The sequence below is a fragment of the Phycisphaerales bacterium genome (assembly GCA_040221175.1).
Lineage (GTDB): Bacteria > Planctomycetota > Phycisphaerae > Phycisphaerales > UBA1924 > JAHCJI01.
Genome location: JAVJVK010000015.1, coordinates 16,485 through 34,658 on the forward strand (window position 1 = coordinate 16,485; position 18,174 = coordinate 34,658).

Sequence of the window (18,174 nt, forward strand, 5' to 3'; positions counted from 1 at the left end):
GCTACTTCACCAGCGTCGAACGCGCGGTAACGGGCGCGGCGGCCTCCACCGCGTTGATGAACATGCGCAATCCGGGTGCGGGTTCACCCGCCAGCGAGGCGCGATCCAGGCGCGAGTAATGGGGATGGCGCGTCCATTGCAAGAAGCGATCGGGATGGGGCATCAAGCCAAAGATCCGACCCGTCGGATCGCAAACTCCGGCGATCGCGCCGGCCGAGCCGTTGAAGTTGTCGAGGTAGGTCAGGGGCGCTTGGCCGCTCCGCTTCAGCCTGTTGACCACGTCCGGAGGGGCGAAGAGGCGCCCTTCGCCGTGGCCGACGGGCAGCATGAACGTGCCGGTCGGATCGTGCTGCAGATCGCGCGTCCAAATGCAGGGACTGTCGGCCTGGACCTCGAGCCGCACCCATCGGTCGGCGTAGCGGCCAAGCTGGTTGTCGCACAATGCCAGGGTGGCCGATTGCGGTTGCTCGGGCCACTCGATCTGGTCAGCCGAAGCGCCTCGTTCGGTGGGGCCGGGCAGCAGGCCCGCCTGCGTGAGCACCTGAAAGCCGTTGCAGATGCCGATCATGGCCACGCCACGACGCGCGGCATGGCGGAGGGCGGGGTAGAGCTTCTCCCGCACCAGCAGGGCCAGTACGCGGCCCGAGGCCACGTCGTCGCCATAGCTGAAGCCACCCGGGAAGCCGATCAGGCTGTAGCGGTCCAGCCGACCCGGGTCGTTGGCCAGGGCCCGCACGTGCAGGACGTCGACGTCGGCTCCGGCCATGCGAAAGCCGCGGGCCATTTCCTCATCGCAGTTGATGCCCGCGGCCCGGATGACCAGTGCTCTCGTCATGGGATGAGTGTATGGCCCGCAGGCCTCAGGCAGTGCGATCCCGGCGGCTGGCAGGCGGCTGGTGGCGTCTCGGAGGGCCAGCGGGCATATCCTTGCCGCGGCCGGGCCGGGTGGCTCCTGGCCCGGTGTCTTCACCGTTTCTCAACCCGTGACTCGTGTCTCAGGAGGCTTTGCCATGCCCGCCGTTTTTCCCTTTCGGGCCGTTCAGTTCAACCACGGCAAGGGCGACGTGAGCGCGTTCATCGCGCCTCCCTATGACGTGCTCGATGCGCGTGGCAAGGCGAAGCTGCTCGAGAAGAGCCCGGCCAACATCGTGGCGGTGGACCTGCCCCACACGCCCGCCAAGGAACTGGGGCCCCCCGAGGCCTACGCCAAGGCCGCCGACATGTATCGCGGCTGGCTCGAAGACGGCACGCTGAGCCCGACCGACCGGCCCAGCATCTTCGCCTATCGGCAGACGTTTGACTTCATGGGCCAGCGATATCAACGCTCAGGCATGGCCTGCACGGTCGAGACCCGCCCTTTCGGCCCACGCGAGGGCGGCGGCGTGCTGCCCCACGAGCAGACCTTCAGCGGACCCAAGCAGGACCGCTTCGCACTCATGGAAGCCAGCGCGACGCAGTTCAGCCCCATCTTCGGCTTGCACGCCGACGAAGACGGCGCCGCCACCGCGCTGACCAAGAGCGTCATGGACAGCCGCCCGGCGGATCTGACGGCCGACATGGGCGACGGCGTGATGCACGAGGTCTGGACCATCGACGATGCCGAGACCATCGCCGCGTACGAGAAGGCACTGGAAGGCGAAGACGTCTTCATCGCCGACGGTCACCACCGCTACACCACGGCCATCAACTACCTGGCCAAGCTTGAAGAGGCCGGCAAGGAGATCGGCCCCGATCATCCCGCGCGGCGCACGATGATCGTCCTGGTGGGCATGAGCGATCCGGGCCTGGCCATCGGCGCGACCCATCGTGTGCTGGGCGGCATGAAGGACTACGACTTTGGCAAGCTCACGAATGAACTCGACCAGTACTTCACCCTCGATCGCGTGGGACGCGAACCCGGCCAGATCGAGGCCCACATGGAGAAGCGGTTTGACCCGGGCAAGAACGTGCTCGGTCTGATCGATCTGGCGACCAACGAGTGCGTCGTGCTGACCCTGAAGGACGGCGACCCGCTGGCCGACAAGTTCGCCAGCAAGCCCGAAGCCTGGCGCAAGCTCGACGTCGCACTCGTGCAGCATCTGATCGTTGAGAAGGTGTGCGAACCGAAGTTCAACGGCGGCGAGGCGGTCAAGTGGGCCTTCCCGCACACGGTGGACGAGGTGCTCGAGATCGCCAGCGGCCAAGAGACCGGCGCGGGCGGCGGCGCCGGCTTTGCGCAGGTCGCGGTCATCGTTCGCCCCACGCCGCTCGACGCGGTGAAGGAGATCGGCGCCGCGGGCGAACTGATGCCCCAGAAGTCGACGTTCTTCTACCCCAAGCTGGCGACGGGCCTGTTCATCAACCCGCTGACAAGCGACCTGCCGGTGGGCGCGGGCGCATAAGCGTCAATTAGTCTGGCCGGTCGCGAAGCGTATGTGCGAGCGCTCGGTAGGATCTGGCCGTCCGCCAGCGAAGGCGTGCGATCAGGATGCACGCGGAGAGCCGCGACAACACGCTGGCGTCGCTCTGGCGCCATACCCGCCGCCACTGTCCTAGTGGCGGCTTCATTGCGCGACGGGCACGCCGGCGCACTTCGTCGATGCCACGTGGCCCGGCCAGTTCGGAATCGGCAAGGCCACCAATCACGCGATCGAGCTTGCGGTAGAGTTGCTCGATCGAATGCCGGGCCGGGTGTCGCACGACGCAGGCGGGGTCGTACACGAGGTTGAAGCCAGCGCTCGTTGCGCGCCGTCCGAACTCCCGGTCGCCACCGGAGTGCAGGCCGTCTGCAAATGGACCGGCCTTCTCGATGACCCGTCGCCGGACGAAGAGGTTGGCCGTCACGCCGAACGAATCGCTCTGGACGTATGCAGCCTGCGGGAATGCGAACACGATCTCGTAGATCTCCGCGGGTGTCGGCGCGTTGGCGTCTCGGGCGAACACGTCGACGCGGCCGGCGACGAGGTCGGGCAGTGCGACGCGGCCGTCCCTGCTCTCCATCGCGGCCAAGCCCTGCTCGAGCCAATCCTTCGCAGGAATGCAGTCCGAATCGGTGAAGGCCAGCACATCTCCGCGGGCGATCTCAATGGCTGCGTTGCGGGCTGCATACGAGCCGCCTTCGGGCTGAAGCACGTACCGGGCATCGAACTCTCGCGCCAGCGGCTCGAGCGACGGATCCGAACCATTGTCGGCGACGATAATCTCGAACTGCGTCTCTTCGAGCGTTTGCGCACGAAGTGATTCAAGGCATGTTCGCAGCCGTTGATGGTCATCCTTGCTCGGGATGATGACGGTCACGCGTGGCGCCTGGCTCATCGTGCGCCGTCCTTGGTGGCAGCGGCCTTGATGCCGTCGTGCAAGAGCGTGCTCAACTGCGATCGGCTGGCGGGTATGAGCCAGAGTACTCCGAGGTAGACCAGCCCCACCAGCGGTCCGACGATCGCGATGCGTCCGATGGCCGATGGGACGGGTTCGTCCAGAGCCCCCAAGGCGAGCAAGCCGGCGATCGCCGAGAGTAATGAAGCGGTGAGTTGTGGCGACAGCCGGGCGGCAAGGTCGCGCTTACGGACCGGCGAATTATGGCACGCCATGGCGATGAACACGAAGTTGCCGATGCACCAGGAGAGGCTGAACGCGGCCGCCACGCCGTCGATGCCCCAGTGCACGCCGATGGCAAACGCTGCAACCGTGATGGGCGCCCACATCATGGCCCATCGTACCTGGACCTGCGGCTTGCCCAGCGAGACGCACAGCCATCCGGGTGCGACGTTGATGGTGCCGAACAGGGCAGCCGGCGCCAGCCAGCGGAAGACCGTGGCAGCCTGAGCCCACTCGGACCCGAGCAGAACAAACACCATTTCGTGGGCGAGCACGTATGCGACGACGACGACCGGCATGCCAACCATGGCAAGCGCACTCATTGCTTGCAAATATGCACGCTTGTACCGCACCGGATTGTCCTGCAATCGGCTCAGGGACGGGACCATCACGGCGCCGACGGGCGCATTGATCTGGCGGATTGGCAGCATCAGCAGGTTGTATGCCTTCGAGTAGATGCCCAGCGGACCACTGCCCATGACGAAGCCGATGATCACGTTGTCGGCGTTTCGGGTGAAGTAGTTCAGGAACGAGAAGCCCGTGACATTGCCGCCGAACTTCAGCATCGACATGGCGCCGCAGCCCCGACGTGGCAGCCCAGGACGCCAGTCGCAGAATACCCACACCAGCACGGCATTGGTGGCTGCGGCTGCGCAGATGTTGCCCACCAGCGCCCAATACCCAAAGCCCAGGATCGCCATGACGATGGCGACGATGATGCCCATCGCCATCGCCGAGACTTGGATGATCGCAAGCGCCTTGAATCGCATCTGGCGACGCAGCAACGCCTGGTGCTGGGTCGTCAGGCCGCCGAAGATCATGGCTCCCGCCAGTACCATCGTAATCGGGATGAGCTTGGGTTCGGCGTAGAACGCGGCAACGACCGGCGCGAGCGCGGCGATCACGAAGGTGGCCGCAACGCCCAGCAGTACGTTGATCCAGAACAACGTGGAGACCTGCTCGTGGGTGATGTCCTTGCGTTGCACCGTGGCGGTCGAAAGCCCGGCATCCTTGAACATCTCGACGAAGCCGGTCACCGCGATCACCATGGCGATCAGGCCGAAGTCGCTGGGCAGCAGCAGGCGAGCCAGCACGACTGTCGAGCCCATGTGGAGCACGAATTTCAGGGTCTGTGCAGTAAGGGTCACCGTGCCGCCGCGCAGCGATCGCCCCTTGAGATCACCCATCAGGTGATCGGTGGAGAAATGCCGCCGGTGCGGATCTTCGGCCCCAATGGCGGGCTTGGCGGGCGGGCTCTGGGCGGGTATGCTCAACATCGCTGCTTGGCTGTGTTCCTGCCCGCCGTTCATCCTTGGAGCATCGGCCTCAGCCGACGCCACAGGAACTTCATCGGGCTGCCCATGCGGGCGCGGTTCGCGCGAAAGGCACGAACGACCGCCGCGGGAAACGACGCGTAGTGTCGCAGGGCGCTGGTTGCCGAGACGCCCTGCACGCGTTCGTAGCCCAGTTGGTCGATGAGCTTTCCGCTTACCCGCTGGATCACAGCGATCTCGCCGGGCCTCAGCTTGCTCTTCCATCGATCCACCGGCTGTTTCGAGACGCCCCGCCCCTCGGTGAACTTCTCATAGCTGCTGTTGGACATGGGCATGTCCAGGACGGCCTCATCGAAGGGAAGCTCGAGCCAGTCAAGCAACGCGCGCATCTTTGCGTCCGGGTTGCCCACAACGTCCTCGAATCGTTGCAGGCGTACGCGATCCTGGCCGAAGCGATCCTCGGCCGCCAGCGCCGACTTCATCGCGCCGTTCCACAGCGAAGCGATGATGATCGGGTGGTACGACTTCTTCGCGCGCTGGTGGTCGGCCTCGAGCGTCTCCTTGTGGCCCGGGTCCTTCTCGAAGTCGAAGCCACCCTGGTTCTTCCAGTCGCGGTATGACGCCACGACGGCGCGCACGTCGCGGATCATGCAGATGACCCGCGCATCGGGAAACGCCGTCAGGATGTCGTCGATCCGGAAAATGTGCCGGGGCGTCTTCTCGCCCCATACGACCTTGCCGTGGTGCTCGGCCTCCAACTCGCAGTAGGCACGAAGGCACAGGTCGGCGGTGGGGGCGTTGTCCCCGGCGAGCGCACCGACTCGGTCCCGGAAAGCCTGCCGAGTCACGCGACCCTTGTCGGGGTCTCCGCCGTGGCTGTAAGGCCGGTGGCCGAGGGCCAGCAAGTAGTCCTCTGCTTGACGCACCTGCTCGGGCGAGAGCGGGCCGTCGCCGCCCGTGCCCAACGCAACGCGAAGGTCGTCGAAGTAGTGGGTCTCGCCGCTCAGGTGGACCATTGGGTGTAGGTTCAGGGCCGCGCGCACCATGGCCGTGCCCGAGCGCGACGGCCCGCAGATGAAGATTGGTCCCTGTGGCAGCGCGTTCTCGCTCACGATCCCGATTCTCCCAGAGCTCCAGAGCCCGTCCATTCCCTCCGCCGCGCCCAGACCTCGTCGAAGGTCCCCGGCTCCTTAGCGGGCTTGCCCCTGCCGATCGCGCAGCGGAGGCGTGCTACGGCGCGTCGCCGCAACACGTTCATCATCGGTCCAACATCGGCCCACCATTGCCACGCTCGGCCCCAGTGCCTTGCATAGAGCTGCCGGCGGGCGGTATAGAGGCGAACAATCTTATCGGGCCTGACGGTGTCAGACTGCCCGCCATAGTGGACGATGTCGGCCCGGGCGGTCACCATGGGGCTCGCGCCGAGCCCGCGTGCCCGCAGGCACAGGTCCGCGTCTTCACCGTACATGAAGAACGCCGGGTCGAAGCCGTCCAGCTTCTCCCACAGCTCGCGGTCGATCATCAGCAGGCACCCGGTCACCACATCCACGGGCAGCTCGGCCCCGTCAGGCAGCACGCCGAGGGACTCGGGGTTGAAAAGCCGCGAGCCCTTGAACAGCCCGGCCAGCGCCGAGGCCGAGCAGAAGACGCTCCAGGGCGTGGGCCTTCGCCAGCAACTCGTCGGGTTGGGCGAACCGTCTCCGAAGCGGGTTCGCCCGCCCCAGATGCCCGCCTTCGGATTGCGGTCGGCAAAGGTTACGAGTTCGTCGATCGCGCCAGGGTCGACCAGCGTGTCGGGATTGAGCAACAACAAACGCTCAGCGGTCGCGTGCGTCGCGGCCAGGTTGTTTGCCCGGGCAAAGCCGAGGTTGTCCTCTGACGCAATGACGCGGAAGCCGGGGAACTCGCGCAAGATCGCATCGGCCGACCCATCACTCGAAGCATTGTCGACGACGATCACCTCATGGCTGGTCTTGCTCGCTCCCTCGCGGATCGTGCGTAAGCAGGCGAGGGTCATCTCTTTCGTGTTGTAGCTGATGACGAGGATGGCCACGCGGGAGTCGTTTGTCATTGGTGGTAAGGCTTCCAGAGCCCTTGGGCGGGCGGGACTTCATGGCGGGCAACTGCGAGATGGTGGCGGCGAGCGCGAGCGTCAGGAACCATGCCACGCGGGTCTGGCCAAAATACGACACGCCGATGAACGCCATGCAATGCGTGAACAGGCTGGCGCCGACGGCCCATTTGAGCCAGAACAGTCCGCGGCGGGTCGGTTCGGTCTTGAGCGCCCTACCCACGGCGCGGAAAGCCAGCACGATGACGACGACGAAGGCCACCATGCCCCAGATGCCCCCGCGGACGCCTTCGAGGATGTATTGGTTGGTCACGTCCTGAAGGCCGTAGCCCCAGTGCTCGGTCGTGCGGGTGCCCAGCAGGGCCCATTCGCCGAAGTTCTCCACGGTCTTGTCGATCAGGTGCTTGCGGTGCCAGGCCGTCGATCCGCCAACCGCGCTGACGCGAGCGATGAGCGCCCAGACGGGCCCTTCCATGACGAAGTGCAGCATGATCAGCAGGGCGACCAAGGCATAACGGAGGGGACGGAGTAGTTCCCGCACCCAGGCGAACGCCATGGCGATGCCGCCAGAGAGCACCGCGAGGAGCGGAGTGCTGGACGCGCACATGATCACGATGGTGGCCGACGCAATGCAACCGGCCATGGCCGTGGTGCGTTTGCGTCGGTTCATGTACAGTCCCGAAGCCAGCACGAGCACGATGGCGAAGAAGCAGCCGGCCATGATCGGGTGGCTGAACGCCCCCTGGGCGCGCAGCCGGCCTTCTCTCACCTGGGTGTAGGTGCGTACGCCGCCCATGACCGAGAACATGTTGTACCCGGTCTGCTTCTCGATCATGAAAAAGCCGGCGCAGCCCAGAGACACCAACGCCAGGATCACGATCGTTCGCTCGACGTCGGCCCAGGAGCGCAGCAGACATCGAAAGGTGATGTAGATGCCCAGCGACTCGTAGATGTAGCCGGCCCGATTGATGATTGCGGACGTGCTGCTCCATTGGAGGATGAACACGACCGAAACGATGAGGATCCACGCTCCCACGGCATAGTCCAGTGCGACCAGCCGGAGCCCTCGATAGTCGCGAAATGCCAGGATTCGCACCCAGTAGGCGATGACCAGCAGCCGCAGGAACGTGAAGTCGAGGCCAAGGAAGGCGATGCGCTGGCCCGCCGGCACGAAGCACGCCAGCACGAGCAGCGGCGCCAGCGACCAGCGCCGGGGCAGCGTGAACACCAGCACGCCAAGCACTGCCAGAACCGCAAACCCGACCGGGTGGACCGACGTCTGGTTGGTGTAACCCAGGTCATCGCCGGCGATCTGCGCGAGAAGGCTGCTCAACGCCATCATGACGCACCCACCGCGGCACCAGGCTTCATGGCACCCTGGCTCACGACCGAATCCAGAACACCCGCCATGCGGCAAGCAATCTCTCGTCGGTCGTAGACCTTCAGATCATCATCAGCCAGCGGCGGCTCGCACAGCGTTGATCCATGCTCGATCAACTCGGCCAGCGCGCGTGCAATGCTCCCGGGATCGCATGGGTCGGCCAACACGCACCGACGCCGACACGCCAGCATGTCGCGTGCATCGCCCTCGGGGAGCGCGCCCAGGATTGGTCGTCCGCTGGCCAAATACTCGTAGGACTTGCCGGGCACGATCCGCGCCCGGTGGCCGGCAGGAAGGCCGTGCAGGTGCAGGAAGAGTGCGTCCGCCGCCAGCAGGTGGGCAATCGACTCGTCATGCGGGCGGTAGCCGACCGGCGTAACAAGGTCCCTCGAAGGGCTGGCATCGATCCGGGCCCTTGTGGCTGGGTCGAGGTTGCCCACGTGCATGAAGCGGAACCCGTCCATCATCGTGGGGCGCTCACGCCGCACGATGTCGATGGCGTCCAGGACCGGCCCGATCGACCGCCCTATGGGACGAATGGGTTCGGGCCGGTAGTGCAGTCGACGCTTCAACCGGGCTGCGAAGCCTCGAGCGGGCAAGGCCTGCTTGGTCAGAAACGTCCCGGTATGCACCAGCACGAATCGGGCTCCGGCAGGCCGAGGGGCCGCGATCACGTTCTCGAAGTCAGCTGGATCGAAACCATTTGGAATGACGTGCACCCGCTGGGCATCGAGTCGGGGAAACGTCTTTAGTGTCTCTCGCCGCGCTTCGGGGGTGTTCATGACAACCCCGGGCGCCGCATGCAGCGTGAGCTCCATCGTCGCCAGATCACGCTTCCACTGGAGCTTGTGGCGATAGATCGGCACACCATCGAGTGCCCAGGGGTCGCGCAGGTCAACCACCACCGGAACCCGGTCCTGCAATTGCTCGGCCAGCGGCGAGAGCCAGAACGGGCTCATGGTGATCAGGACGGCGTCGATCTCCTGGCGCTCGATAAGTTCGACGAGATACGCCCGCGCGCGCTCCAGCCACGCCGGCTGAGATTCGGCCTCGATTCGCTCGATGTGGACGCTCGCGGGCACGTCAGCATGGGCCATGCGGTCGTCCAGGTGTTGTGCCGATACCCCCCTCGCGGCGCCATCACCGGTCGGGGCGCAACAGACAACGGTCGGAGTCCAGCCAGACTTGCCGAGGTAGCGGCATAGCTTCGCGGCGCGCTGCGTGCCAGCTCCGCCGATCGGCGGGAAGTAGTACGACACGATGGCCACGCGCTTCGGTATCACGCCGCCACCCATTGGCCCCGCTCGAAGTCGAAGCGTCGGATCACCCGCGCCGGCACGCCCACGGCAATGCAGTACGGTGGAACGTCCCGGTTGACCAACGCTCCGGCCCCGATGATGGCTCCCTCGCCAATCGTCACGCCCTTGAGGATGATCGCCCGTTCACCTACCCACGCCTTGGGCCCGATTCGCACGGGGGCGGCGAGCAATTCGCCCGTACCGAAGTAGCCGCGCTTTGGGTCGCGATAGTCGTGATCGTGGTCCGTCACGTACACGCCCGACCCAAAGACCGTGCCGTCCAGGATCTCCACGCTCTGGCACGCGCCGATATGGACGTCTCGCTGGATCGAGACGCGTTCACCGAGCACCACCTGCGGCGTCTGCCCGGCCCCGACGGCCTCGATGCGTGCCCCCCGAAAGAGCGTCACGTTGGCGCCGATGGCGATGCGGGACGGCCTGACAAACTGGCTCGTGTGGTGCAGGTACGCGCCGCGACCCAGGCTGTGCAGCCGCGATCTCCACAGGGTCCTCGTCGCAATGCTGTACACACGGGTGACGATGCGGATGGGCAGAGTCCGCCTGGGATACTCCTGAGGCACCGGCATGGCTTGCTGTGCACTCATGGGGTGAACCCTTAATCACGCTCGGTCTGATGCGTCCTGGTCCGAGAGTCGGTCAATTGCCTGAGCCATGGTCAGGAGCGCCCCGATGGCGTGGGCACTGGTCCGCGGATCGGATCGCATCACCTCGGCTACGCGATCGACCCGCACGCCATCGAGCGTACGCAGACGATCGACCACACTATCGGCACCATCGAGGGTCCGCATGAGCGAAGCAGCCGTGGAAGCCCATCGTTCGGGCTGCTCACTGGGCCCGGGGAGCACCCGGCCCGCGAGTCGTTGAACCTTGGCAAACTTGCGGCGCAGCCTGCCCCCCGGCGAGGGTTGCAGCGATGCGGCGTAGGGAATGTCGGCCAGTTGAGGCGCCAGTCGGTGGATGACCTCCTTCTGACCGGCTCGGCCGTGCCGTTGTTCCGGGGAGAGCGAAGCCGACCAGGCGAGATACTCCGGAGACAGGAACGGCGTCACGGGTCGGTACCAGGCGGCTGACGCTCGGATGACCGGCAACGCCCAGCCGTGGATACGGGCGTGCAGGTAGAAGGCATCGGTCCGCACCCTCCAGGGCCCGGACCCGTGCAGTTCCGTGCGGTCGCGGGCGACGGCCCGAAGGCGTTCGGCAAAGACGCCGCGATCGAAGAGGCTTGCCCAGCGACCCCCATCCACGACCGCCCGAACGCGCAGCCACAGGCGAGGAGAGTTCAAGCGCTGAAAGAGGCGGTCCAGGCCGGTGTAGTAGAAGCCCTCGCCAACCTCGCCGCCCACGCCCGAGAGTTGCTCGGTGCGGAAGTCGTCGAGCTCGCGAAATACGGTGGGCAACCATCCGTAGGCTGCGGCATTGCACACGAAGCCGCTCTCGGCGATGAAATCAATTGCATCCGTGCCGATCGATCGCTGGTCTGGTTCGACCAGAAGAGTTCGATGCTCGATGTCCAGCGCACGGGCAAGATCCCTCGCAACGCGGACGTCCGGATCGTGCTCTTTGCCAATGGTGAACGCCTTGGTGGGCTTGCCGCCCGACCCGAGGCCGAGTGCGAGCAGCAGCCTGCTGTCGACCCCGCCGGTCAGTTCGACGCAGGCGCCGGCATTCATGGATTCGGCGACGCGGCGGCCGAGGGTCTCCAGCGGATCATCAACGCCCGCTTGGTCGGGGGTGTCGATGCCTCCGGGGTGGAATTCCAGGGCATGCGCCGACCCGCACGGCAGTACGTCCTGGTAAGGTGAACGACCATCGGGACGGAAGCCGAGCAGCAGATCATCGACCAACGCCGAAGGATCGGCGCTACGGCCGATCGCACGCGCCACGGTGGCGGAGTCACTGCCGATTGCATGGATCGAACCATCCGTCTGGCGTGCATACCAGGCCGCCGCGTGCGAGAACGGTTCGCTTCGAAATCGCCAACTCGCGCCTTCGAAGATCAGTCCCGTTGGCAATTCGTCCTTCGCGGCAAACAACTTCCAAGGGCCTACCGCGCGTTGAGACGGGGCCTGGAAAGATGGTGGGCGTCCATCTCGCAATAAGACCCACGGCGAACGCTTGGTTCGCCGTGGGTGCTCGATCTCGGTGGTTGATTTCATCGGCGGATTATTCGCCGATCAGCCGCCGAAGTAGGCGCCCAGCGGAACCATGTCGCCGCGGGCGGGGCGGCCGAGCACGTCGGCCGGGGCCATGAGGTCGCTCGCGGGGAAGCGACCCCACACGATGCTGGAAGGACGTGGCTGGTAGTTCTTGCTCCGCGGGCTGACGAAGATGTCTTCGCGCGAATCGCCACCGTGGACGTCGCCATCGGTGATGTTCACGCCCGGGGGCACCCATGCCATGTGGCTGTTGCCGTCGATCACGTGGATGTTGCGGAAGCGTCCATCTTCGGGCAGAGCATTGCCGGTGATCTTCGCGAAGATGCTGTTGGTCACGGCGAGGTTCTTGATGGTCAGTTCGCCATCGTCGTCCTGGCGGTGTACATCGAAGCGGAAGGTCTGATCGGGGAGCTGGAGGCCCGAGATTACGAGGTGGTTCACGTCGAAGTTCCACATGCTCGACCCGACACTGTCCTGGTCTTTGGAAATGTGGACGTTGACAATGGCGATGTCCTCGAGTTCCTGCTCGCCACCGCGGATGGGATTCATCAGGAAGCCAAGAAGCGGAAATTCGTAGACCCGGAGGTTGTAGATCAGTCGGTTCTCGCGTTCCTGGTCATCGCGCCAGAACCAGTGGAACACGTCCGCATGCGTGCCGTCGGGATTTCGCGTGAAGTCTCGGACGTCGCCGTTGATCACCAGCGTGTCGGCTCCAAAAGGCGTATCCGAGAAGCCACTGGCCTGAACGTTGCGGACGAACGTCGACGAGCGGAACGGCGAACGGACCTCGATGGCGCGGATGTCGGTGCCATAGATGCCGGCCCAGTCGTTACTGCCCGATGCGAGGCCGCCACCCTCGAATCGGCTGTCGCCCATCAGGGTCGAGTTGCTCAGCCAGAAGTACGTGTCCATGCTGGTGAACGTGCGTGGTGTGCCTTCGCCGGTCATGGTGATGTTGTGGGCCCGAATCAGACGCGTCCGAAGGCCGGCGGGTTCGTTGCCGACGAAGCGGACCTGATCGGCATCGACGCCCGGCGCCGGGGTCACGGTCGCCCAACGAGTGGACGTGTCGATCGTGTGCGGGTGCGAAATGCCCTCCCAGACGTAGTCGCCGGGAAGGAGATAGCACACGGCGCCCTCGGAAGAACCGTGCTGCGCCGTCACCTCCGCAAGCGCCCGGACGTGGCTGCGGAAGGGGTTGTCGCGTGAGCCATCGCCCGTCTCGTCGCTGCCATTCTCGGCATCGGCGTAGACCTCGTGGCGGGGGAGCGTGCCGCCGGCGTTGGCATTGAGGAACATGGAGTGGATGCCATTGCGAAACGCGATGGAACCATCGTTGTGGCCATCGATCTGGCCGCCCAGCACGCGAACCTCACCGGCATACCTCGGGAAGGCTCGGGCGCGAATCTCGACCAGGCCGTCGTCGAGCGTGGCTGCATCGACGATGGCCGTGTACTCCCAAACGCCCGTCCGCGGGTTGAGCTTCATCTCGCGAACCGCTTCCCACGGGCCGCCGTTGAGGCTGAACTCGACGCGATCGATGCCGTTCATGTGGAAGGCCACGACGCCGATGTGGAACTGGCCGTCGAAGTCTTGGTAGGGCACGGCGTCCCATCGTGCAATCGCCTGGGCGTCGTAGCCCGGCAGGCTCGGGTTGCCCACCGCCGGCGGCTGCGGCGTCGCGCCCGCGAAGCCCGAACCCGGACGGAGCACCGGGAAGTCGCCCGCGGATCCGCCGCCGCCGCCACCCGAGCCGGGTTCGGGATCAGACGAGAGCGTGCCAGCCGTGGCGCTGGGACCGGCCAACATCCCCGGCGTGGGTCGAACGAAGGAACCAGGTTCGGTGGTGCCCGAAGGGGGGGCGATAGGGCCCGAGGTGCTGATGGTGATCCGGCCAAGGGTGGGATGGCTCAGGATTACGCCGCGAGGGTTGGAACTGGGACCCGCGCCCATATCGCGGATGAGCCGGAGCCGCGCTGCGCGGATCTCGCGAAGCTCCTCCTCGGTGTACTGCCGTCGCAAGCCCGAAGCCTGAACGTGCGTCCGCTTCGAGGTGAGGGCGTGCCGGCTAGGGCCGGTGAGGTAGAACCGTGGGTCGGCGGTGCGAGCGGCCTCCAGGCGTTCCTGGCTGGCTCGTGCGTCTCGCTGCAGGGAGTTACGCGTCGTCGTTTTCTCGGCATCCTGGGCCGCCAGGATGCTCGTCGGAAGGGCTAGAACAGAAGCGGCCATGAGAATGGCCGAAACGGATCGGCGGCGATCAAGCATCGTGTCCTCCAGCGCCCCACACCCGGACGCACCACCACCATCCATTCTGATCGCCCACGAGTCTCGCCTTCTTGCCCGGCTTGTTGAGCTTTTCAGCGTTGCCCAAGCCACACAATCAGACCAATCTCTACGAATCGAAGGGGGTGATGCTGCCTTGTTTGGTGTGGGTTCTGACCAGGCCCTGGACGCGATGCCGATCGATCCGGGGCCTCAACGAGCTCCGACATCCGTGCCGGCGCCAGACGCAGGCGGCTCCGCTTGCGGGAGACTCGCTACCTGCGCAAGGGGCAAGCGTAACCGACTCAATGTGAACGGAAGCTCACAAAGAGATGGGGAGTTTCCCTGATTTTCTGGGCAAAACTTGTCAACCTTCTAGGTCGGCCGCTGCTAAGGCCCGTCAGAGCAACGGATTCTTTGCCCCGTGCACATATTCACGCGTGGGGCTCAGGTGTGGCTGGGGATACACGAACACGTCCGAGTAGAGTTCGGCTTCGACGCTGGGCGCCTCGGCGGACTCGGCAAACTCGACCGCGTCCTTCACCTCATCGCGAATCTCGCCTCGCATGGTCTTCCACGCGTCCTCGTCGATGGCGCCGCGGTCGTTCATGAGGTGGTCGAGCAGTGCCGCGATGGAGTCCTTGCCCTTGTATTCGTCGACTTCGTCTTTCGTCCGATATTTCTGCGGGTCGCTCATTGAGTGGCCCTGGTAGCGGTACGTCAGCAGGTCGACGAAGGCGGGCTTCTGTTCCTCGCGGCATTGGTCGACTACGGGCCTGAACTGGTCGTATACGTCACGAATGTCCAGGCCGTCGATCTGCACGGAATGGATGTCGTAGCTCTTGCCGCGAGAGATCAGGTCCTTGTGGTTGGCGGTGTGCCTGTCGATCGACGTACCCATCGAGTAGCCGTTGTTCTCGATGACATAGATGACCGGCAGGCCGAAGAGCGAGGACAGATTCAGCGCCTCGTGGAAGGCGCCCTGGTCGATGGCGCCGTCGCCCAGGTAGCACAGGCAAACCTTCTTCGAGCCCGTGCCGAGAACCTCCCACTCGTAGCGGGTGGCGAAAGCCAAGCCGGCGCCGAGCGGCGTCTGCGCTCCGACGATGCCGTGGCCGCCATAAAGGTGGTTGGGCTTGTCGAACATGTGCATCGACCCGCCCTTGCCCTTGGCGCAGCCATCGATCTTGCCGTACATCTCGGCCATGCACGCACGGGGCGTCATGCCGCGAGCGAGCGCATGGCCATGATCGCGATACGCCGTAATGACCGGGTCGTCGGCGTTGGTGCAGGCGATGGTGCCGACGGCGCAGGCTTCCTGGCCTGAGTAGATGTGGCAGAAGCCACCGATCTTGGCCTGCTGATATGCCTGCTGCGTCCGGGTCTCGAATTCGCGGATGAGCTGCATCGATCGCAGCCAGCCCAGCAGCGTGTCATTGTCCAAGGCATCGACCAGACGGGATCCGGCCGACGAGGCGTTCGCACTGTTCGTGGTAGCTTGGGCCATGGTGATTCGGGGCTCCCCGGGCGTGCCCGGCTGGCGGAGGCACGGGCTTGTCAGGATTCGGTCTGGGGCCGCGCGCACGCGTGGCCGGAACGTTCAAGTCTAACGCCCCGGCCACGCCAAGTCGCCCGATTGTGCCCATTCGTCAGGGCGTTCGACGGCCGGATTCCTCCGGCAGCATCGCCGCAGCGCCGGTCGTGGGCCGGGTCTGGGACTGCAGCAGAACGAGGGCGGCGTTCAACTGCAGGTCCATCGCCTCGTCGATCAGTCGCGAGGGGTCGGGTCGATCCTCGATGGCCGGCGGGTTGCCCTCTTCATCCAGGACCAGGACGTCGGCTTCCTGGCGAAGCACCAGGCTCTCGGCCACTTGATCGGGCAGCATCGAGATCGAGAGATCGGGCACCACGCCGTGCTCGATCTTGCCCGGCACCCGGTGGATCATCCGGCCGCCCGGCAACACGTAATACTGGGTGGTGAGCTTCATGAGCGCCCGTGGGGCCGATCGCCGCTCGGGGTCGATGGGCAGCACGTTCTGCACGCTTCCCTTGCCGAAGCTGGTCTGGCCCAGCACGACGGCCTTGGCGGCCGACACCTCGGCATAGTCCTGGATGGCGCCGGCGACGATCTCACTGGCCGAGGCGCTCCCCTCGTTGATCAACACGACGACGGGGATGTTCGGCAGCGGCGAGTTGCGTCGTTGAAGACGCTCGGGAGGCATGCCGGTGCCATCGGTGCGTTCGTTGCGCGTCGAGACGACCACCTGCCCGAACGATCGACGGCTCTGCGTGTAGTCGACGAATCGGCTGGTGATTTCCACGGCCTGATCGAGCAGACCGCCACGGTTGAACCGCAGATCGAGGATAAGGCCCTGGAGCCCCTGATCCTGCATCTCGGAGATCGCCTTGTCGAAGTCTTCGGTCGTGTTCTCGGTGAACCCCGTGAGGCGAACGTAGCCGATGCCGTAGATCGGATCGATCATCCAGTTCCAGTGGTCTTCTGCGGCGTCGACACGCTCCCATCCCTTGACGGTCTTGAGTTCAACCGTGTCGCGAACGATCGTGAAGGTGATTTCTTCCTTCTCCTCTTCCTCGCCGCGGGTCACGGTAATGTCTACCGGCGTGCCCTTGGGCCCGGTAATCTTGTCCACCGCCTGATTGAGCGAGATGCCGAAGGTCGGCTCGCCGTTGACTGCCGAGATGATGTCCTCGGCCCGGACGCCTGCGCGCTGTGCGGGCGTGCCATCGAGCGGCGTGACGACCTGGATCTGCCGCTTGTTGTTCATCTGGATGGAGACGCCGATGCCGCTGAAGTTGCCGCGGGTGCTACGCTCGAACTGGCGGACGTCATAGGGCCAGATGATCTCGGTGTAGTCGTCCAACGCCCGCATCGCGCCATCGCCGAAGACTCGGAGTACGAGCGTTTCGGGCAGCCGCACGGTCTGGCGGTTCCACGACTGGACGTCGCGGACGACGTCCTGCAGGGTGCGATCGGTAGCGATCGGCGCCCGTTCCACGTCCGCGGCGCGAGATGCGACGGCCTCGATGAATCGTGCACGCGACTGCTCGTCGGCCAACTGGGGATACTGCCCGTAGAGGTCTTCGGTCTCGGCCAGCAGGCGCAAGCCCTTAAGTCCTGATACCAGCAGGTCCTTCATCTTCGAGCCAGACACATGGTGCCGGTCGGCGTTGACCATGGCGTAGAGCAGCATGAGCGGCTCGATGTCTTCCAATCGCTCGTCGACGGAGTTGCCGGCCGGGTTGTAGGGGGGCAGCGGCTCCTCGCCGGTCTCGACCAGCCGTTCGCTGCGCAGCTCGTGATTGCGCTCGGGCGCATACAGGGCCACCAGCGACAGTCGCTTCAGTTGACGCTTGCGATCATCCAGGTACGTGCCCTCGTCCTCGTACAGCGCGTGCAGCCGCTCGAACATCTCGGCCGCGGCATACCAGCGACCGTCCGATTCGGCCTTTCGAGCCTCGGCGTCCGCCGCCGAGACGAGTTGCGTGATCGTCTCTTCCCGAAGCACGCCTTCCTTGTCGTCGGCCAGCATGTGCAGCGCGATGGCTGCGCTCATGCCTTCGAGCAAAGCCTCCTCGCGCTCGTTGGGCTCGGGCTCGTCGCCGAGCGTCGCAAGCGTCTCTTGAACGGTCTGGCGATACTCCTCGACCTTCTCGTGACGCGCGACGGTGTGCTCGTCGAGCGCGACGCCAAGCGACTCTGCCAGCCCTGCCAGGATCGGATCACGGACGTTCTGGGTGGCGGTGGTCAGCAACGACTGGAACTCGGCGCGATCGCCTCGGCTGGCAGCTTCCCACAGGTCGGTCGACCATACCCGAGCTTCCTTGGCCGAGGCGGCCTTGGCCTGATCCTGTGTTTGGGTCGTGTTCTGGATTGCAAGCGCCGGTGGCGCCGCGACGGCCGCGCCGAGGGCGGCCAAGAGGGCCGCCGCGGTGGTGATGACGCGCGTGCTCGTTCCGGTCTGTCGCATGGTGCCTCCTGACGTGTCCGTGCCTCGGTCCCTCCAGGACCGTGCCCCAAGATCGGGCATAAGCCATCGCATCGGCTCGATCGACCCTCGTGGCTTGCGATCTCGTCCACCTACAAGGATCATCGGGGAAGGTTGTACCGTCACCG

General features: G+C 65.3%; 13 protein-coding genes. 1 reads left to right on the forward strand and 12 read right to left on the reverse strand.

The window, feature by feature from the left end; all coding sequences use genetic code 11:
• Position 1: 1 nt before the first annotated feature.
• Positions 2-835: a phosphoribosylformylglycinamidine synthase subunit PurQ gene (locus RIE32_11505; protein ID MEQ9096876.1), complete on the reverse strand. Its 834-nt coding sequence runs from the start codon at positions 833-835 to the stop codon at positions 2-4.
• Positions 836-1,010: 175 nt separating this feature from the next.
• Here RIE32_11505 and RIE32_11510 point away from each other — a divergent pair, with 175 nt between their 5' ends.
• On the forward strand, positions 1,011-2,381 hold the full coding sequence (locus RIE32_11510; GenBank protein ID MEQ9096877.1) for a DUF1015 domain-containing protein: 1,371 nt from the start codon (positions 1,011-1,013) through the stop codon (positions 2,379-2,381).
• Between the two features lie 7 nt (positions 2,382-2,388).
• Here RIE32_11510 and RIE32_11515 read toward each other — a convergent pair whose 3' ends face one another.
• From RIE32_11515 to RIE32_11565, 11 genes are all read right to left on the reverse strand, one after another.
• Complete coding sequence (locus RIE32_11515) at positions 2,389-3,294, reverse strand: glycosyltransferase (GenBank protein ID MEQ9096878.1); 906 nt, start codon at positions 3,292-3,294, stop codon at positions 2,389-2,391.
• Positions 3,291-4,853, reverse strand: coding sequence for a lipopolysaccharide biosynthesis protein (locus tag RIE32_11520; protein ID MEQ9096879.1), 1,563 nt, complete (start codon positions 4,851-4,853; stop codon positions 3,291-3,293). The genes RIE32_11515 and RIE32_11520 overlap by 4 nt, the downstream gene beginning before the upstream one ends.
• A gap of 29 nt (positions 4,854-4,882) precedes the next feature.
• Positions 4,883-5,962 carry a sulfotransferase gene (locus tag RIE32_11525; GenBank protein ID MEQ9096880.1) on the reverse strand — a complete coding sequence of 360 codons (1,080 nt, stop codon included), beginning with the start codon at positions 5,960-5,962 and terminating at the stop codon, positions 4,883-4,885.
• Complete coding sequence (locus RIE32_11530) at positions 5,959-6,921, reverse strand: glycosyltransferase family 2 protein (GenBank protein MEQ9096881.1); 963 nt, start codon at positions 6,919-6,921, stop codon at positions 5,959-5,961. Before RIE32_11530 ends, RIE32_11525 begins: the two co-directional genes overlap by 4 nt.
• Positions 6,812-8,263, reverse strand: coding sequence for a hypothetical protein (locus tag RIE32_11535; protein MEQ9096882.1), 1,452 nt, complete (start codon positions 8,261-8,263; stop codon positions 6,812-6,814). Before RIE32_11535 ends, RIE32_11530 begins: the two co-directional genes overlap by 110 nt.
• The gene (locus RIE32_11540; protein ID MEQ9096883.1) at positions 8,260-9,597 is read right to left on the reverse strand and encodes a glycosyltransferase; all 1,338 of its coding nucleotides are present in this window, start codon (positions 9,595-9,597) and stop codon (positions 8,260-8,262) included. The genes RIE32_11535 and RIE32_11540 overlap by 4 nt, the downstream gene beginning before the upstream one ends.
• The gene (locus RIE32_11545) at positions 9,582-10,205 is read right to left on the reverse strand and encodes an acyltransferase (GenBank protein MEQ9096884.1); all 624 of its coding nucleotides are present in this window, start codon (positions 10,203-10,205) and stop codon (positions 9,582-9,584) included. The genes RIE32_11540 and RIE32_11545 overlap by 16 nt, the downstream gene beginning before the upstream one ends.
• Before the next feature lie 15 nt (positions 10,206-10,220).
• Entirely contained in the window at positions 10,221-11,654 is a 1,434-nt protein-coding gene (locus RIE32_11550) for an asparagine synthase-related protein (protein MEQ9096885.1), read from the reverse strand.
• Positions 11,655-11,795: 141 nt separating this feature from the next.
• A complete protein-coding gene (locus RIE32_11555; GenBank protein ID MEQ9096886.1) occupies positions 11,796-14,042 on the reverse strand; it encodes a hypothetical protein in 2,247 nt (748 codons plus the stop codon).
• A 397-nt stretch (positions 14,043-14,439) separates the two neighbouring features.
• Complete coding sequence (pdhA, locus tag RIE32_11560) at positions 14,440-15,546, reverse strand: pyruvate dehydrogenase (acetyl-transferring) E1 component subunit alpha (protein ID MEQ9096887.1); 1,107 nt, start codon at positions 15,544-15,546, stop codon at positions 14,440-14,442.
• A 142-nt stretch (positions 15,547-15,688) separates the two neighbouring features.
• Positions 15,689-18,028: a S41 family peptidase gene (locus tag RIE32_11565; protein ID MEQ9096888.1), complete on the reverse strand. Its 2,340-nt coding sequence runs from the start codon at positions 18,026-18,028 to the stop codon at positions 15,689-15,691.
• Between the last annotated feature and the right edge of the window lie 146 nt (positions 18,029-18,174).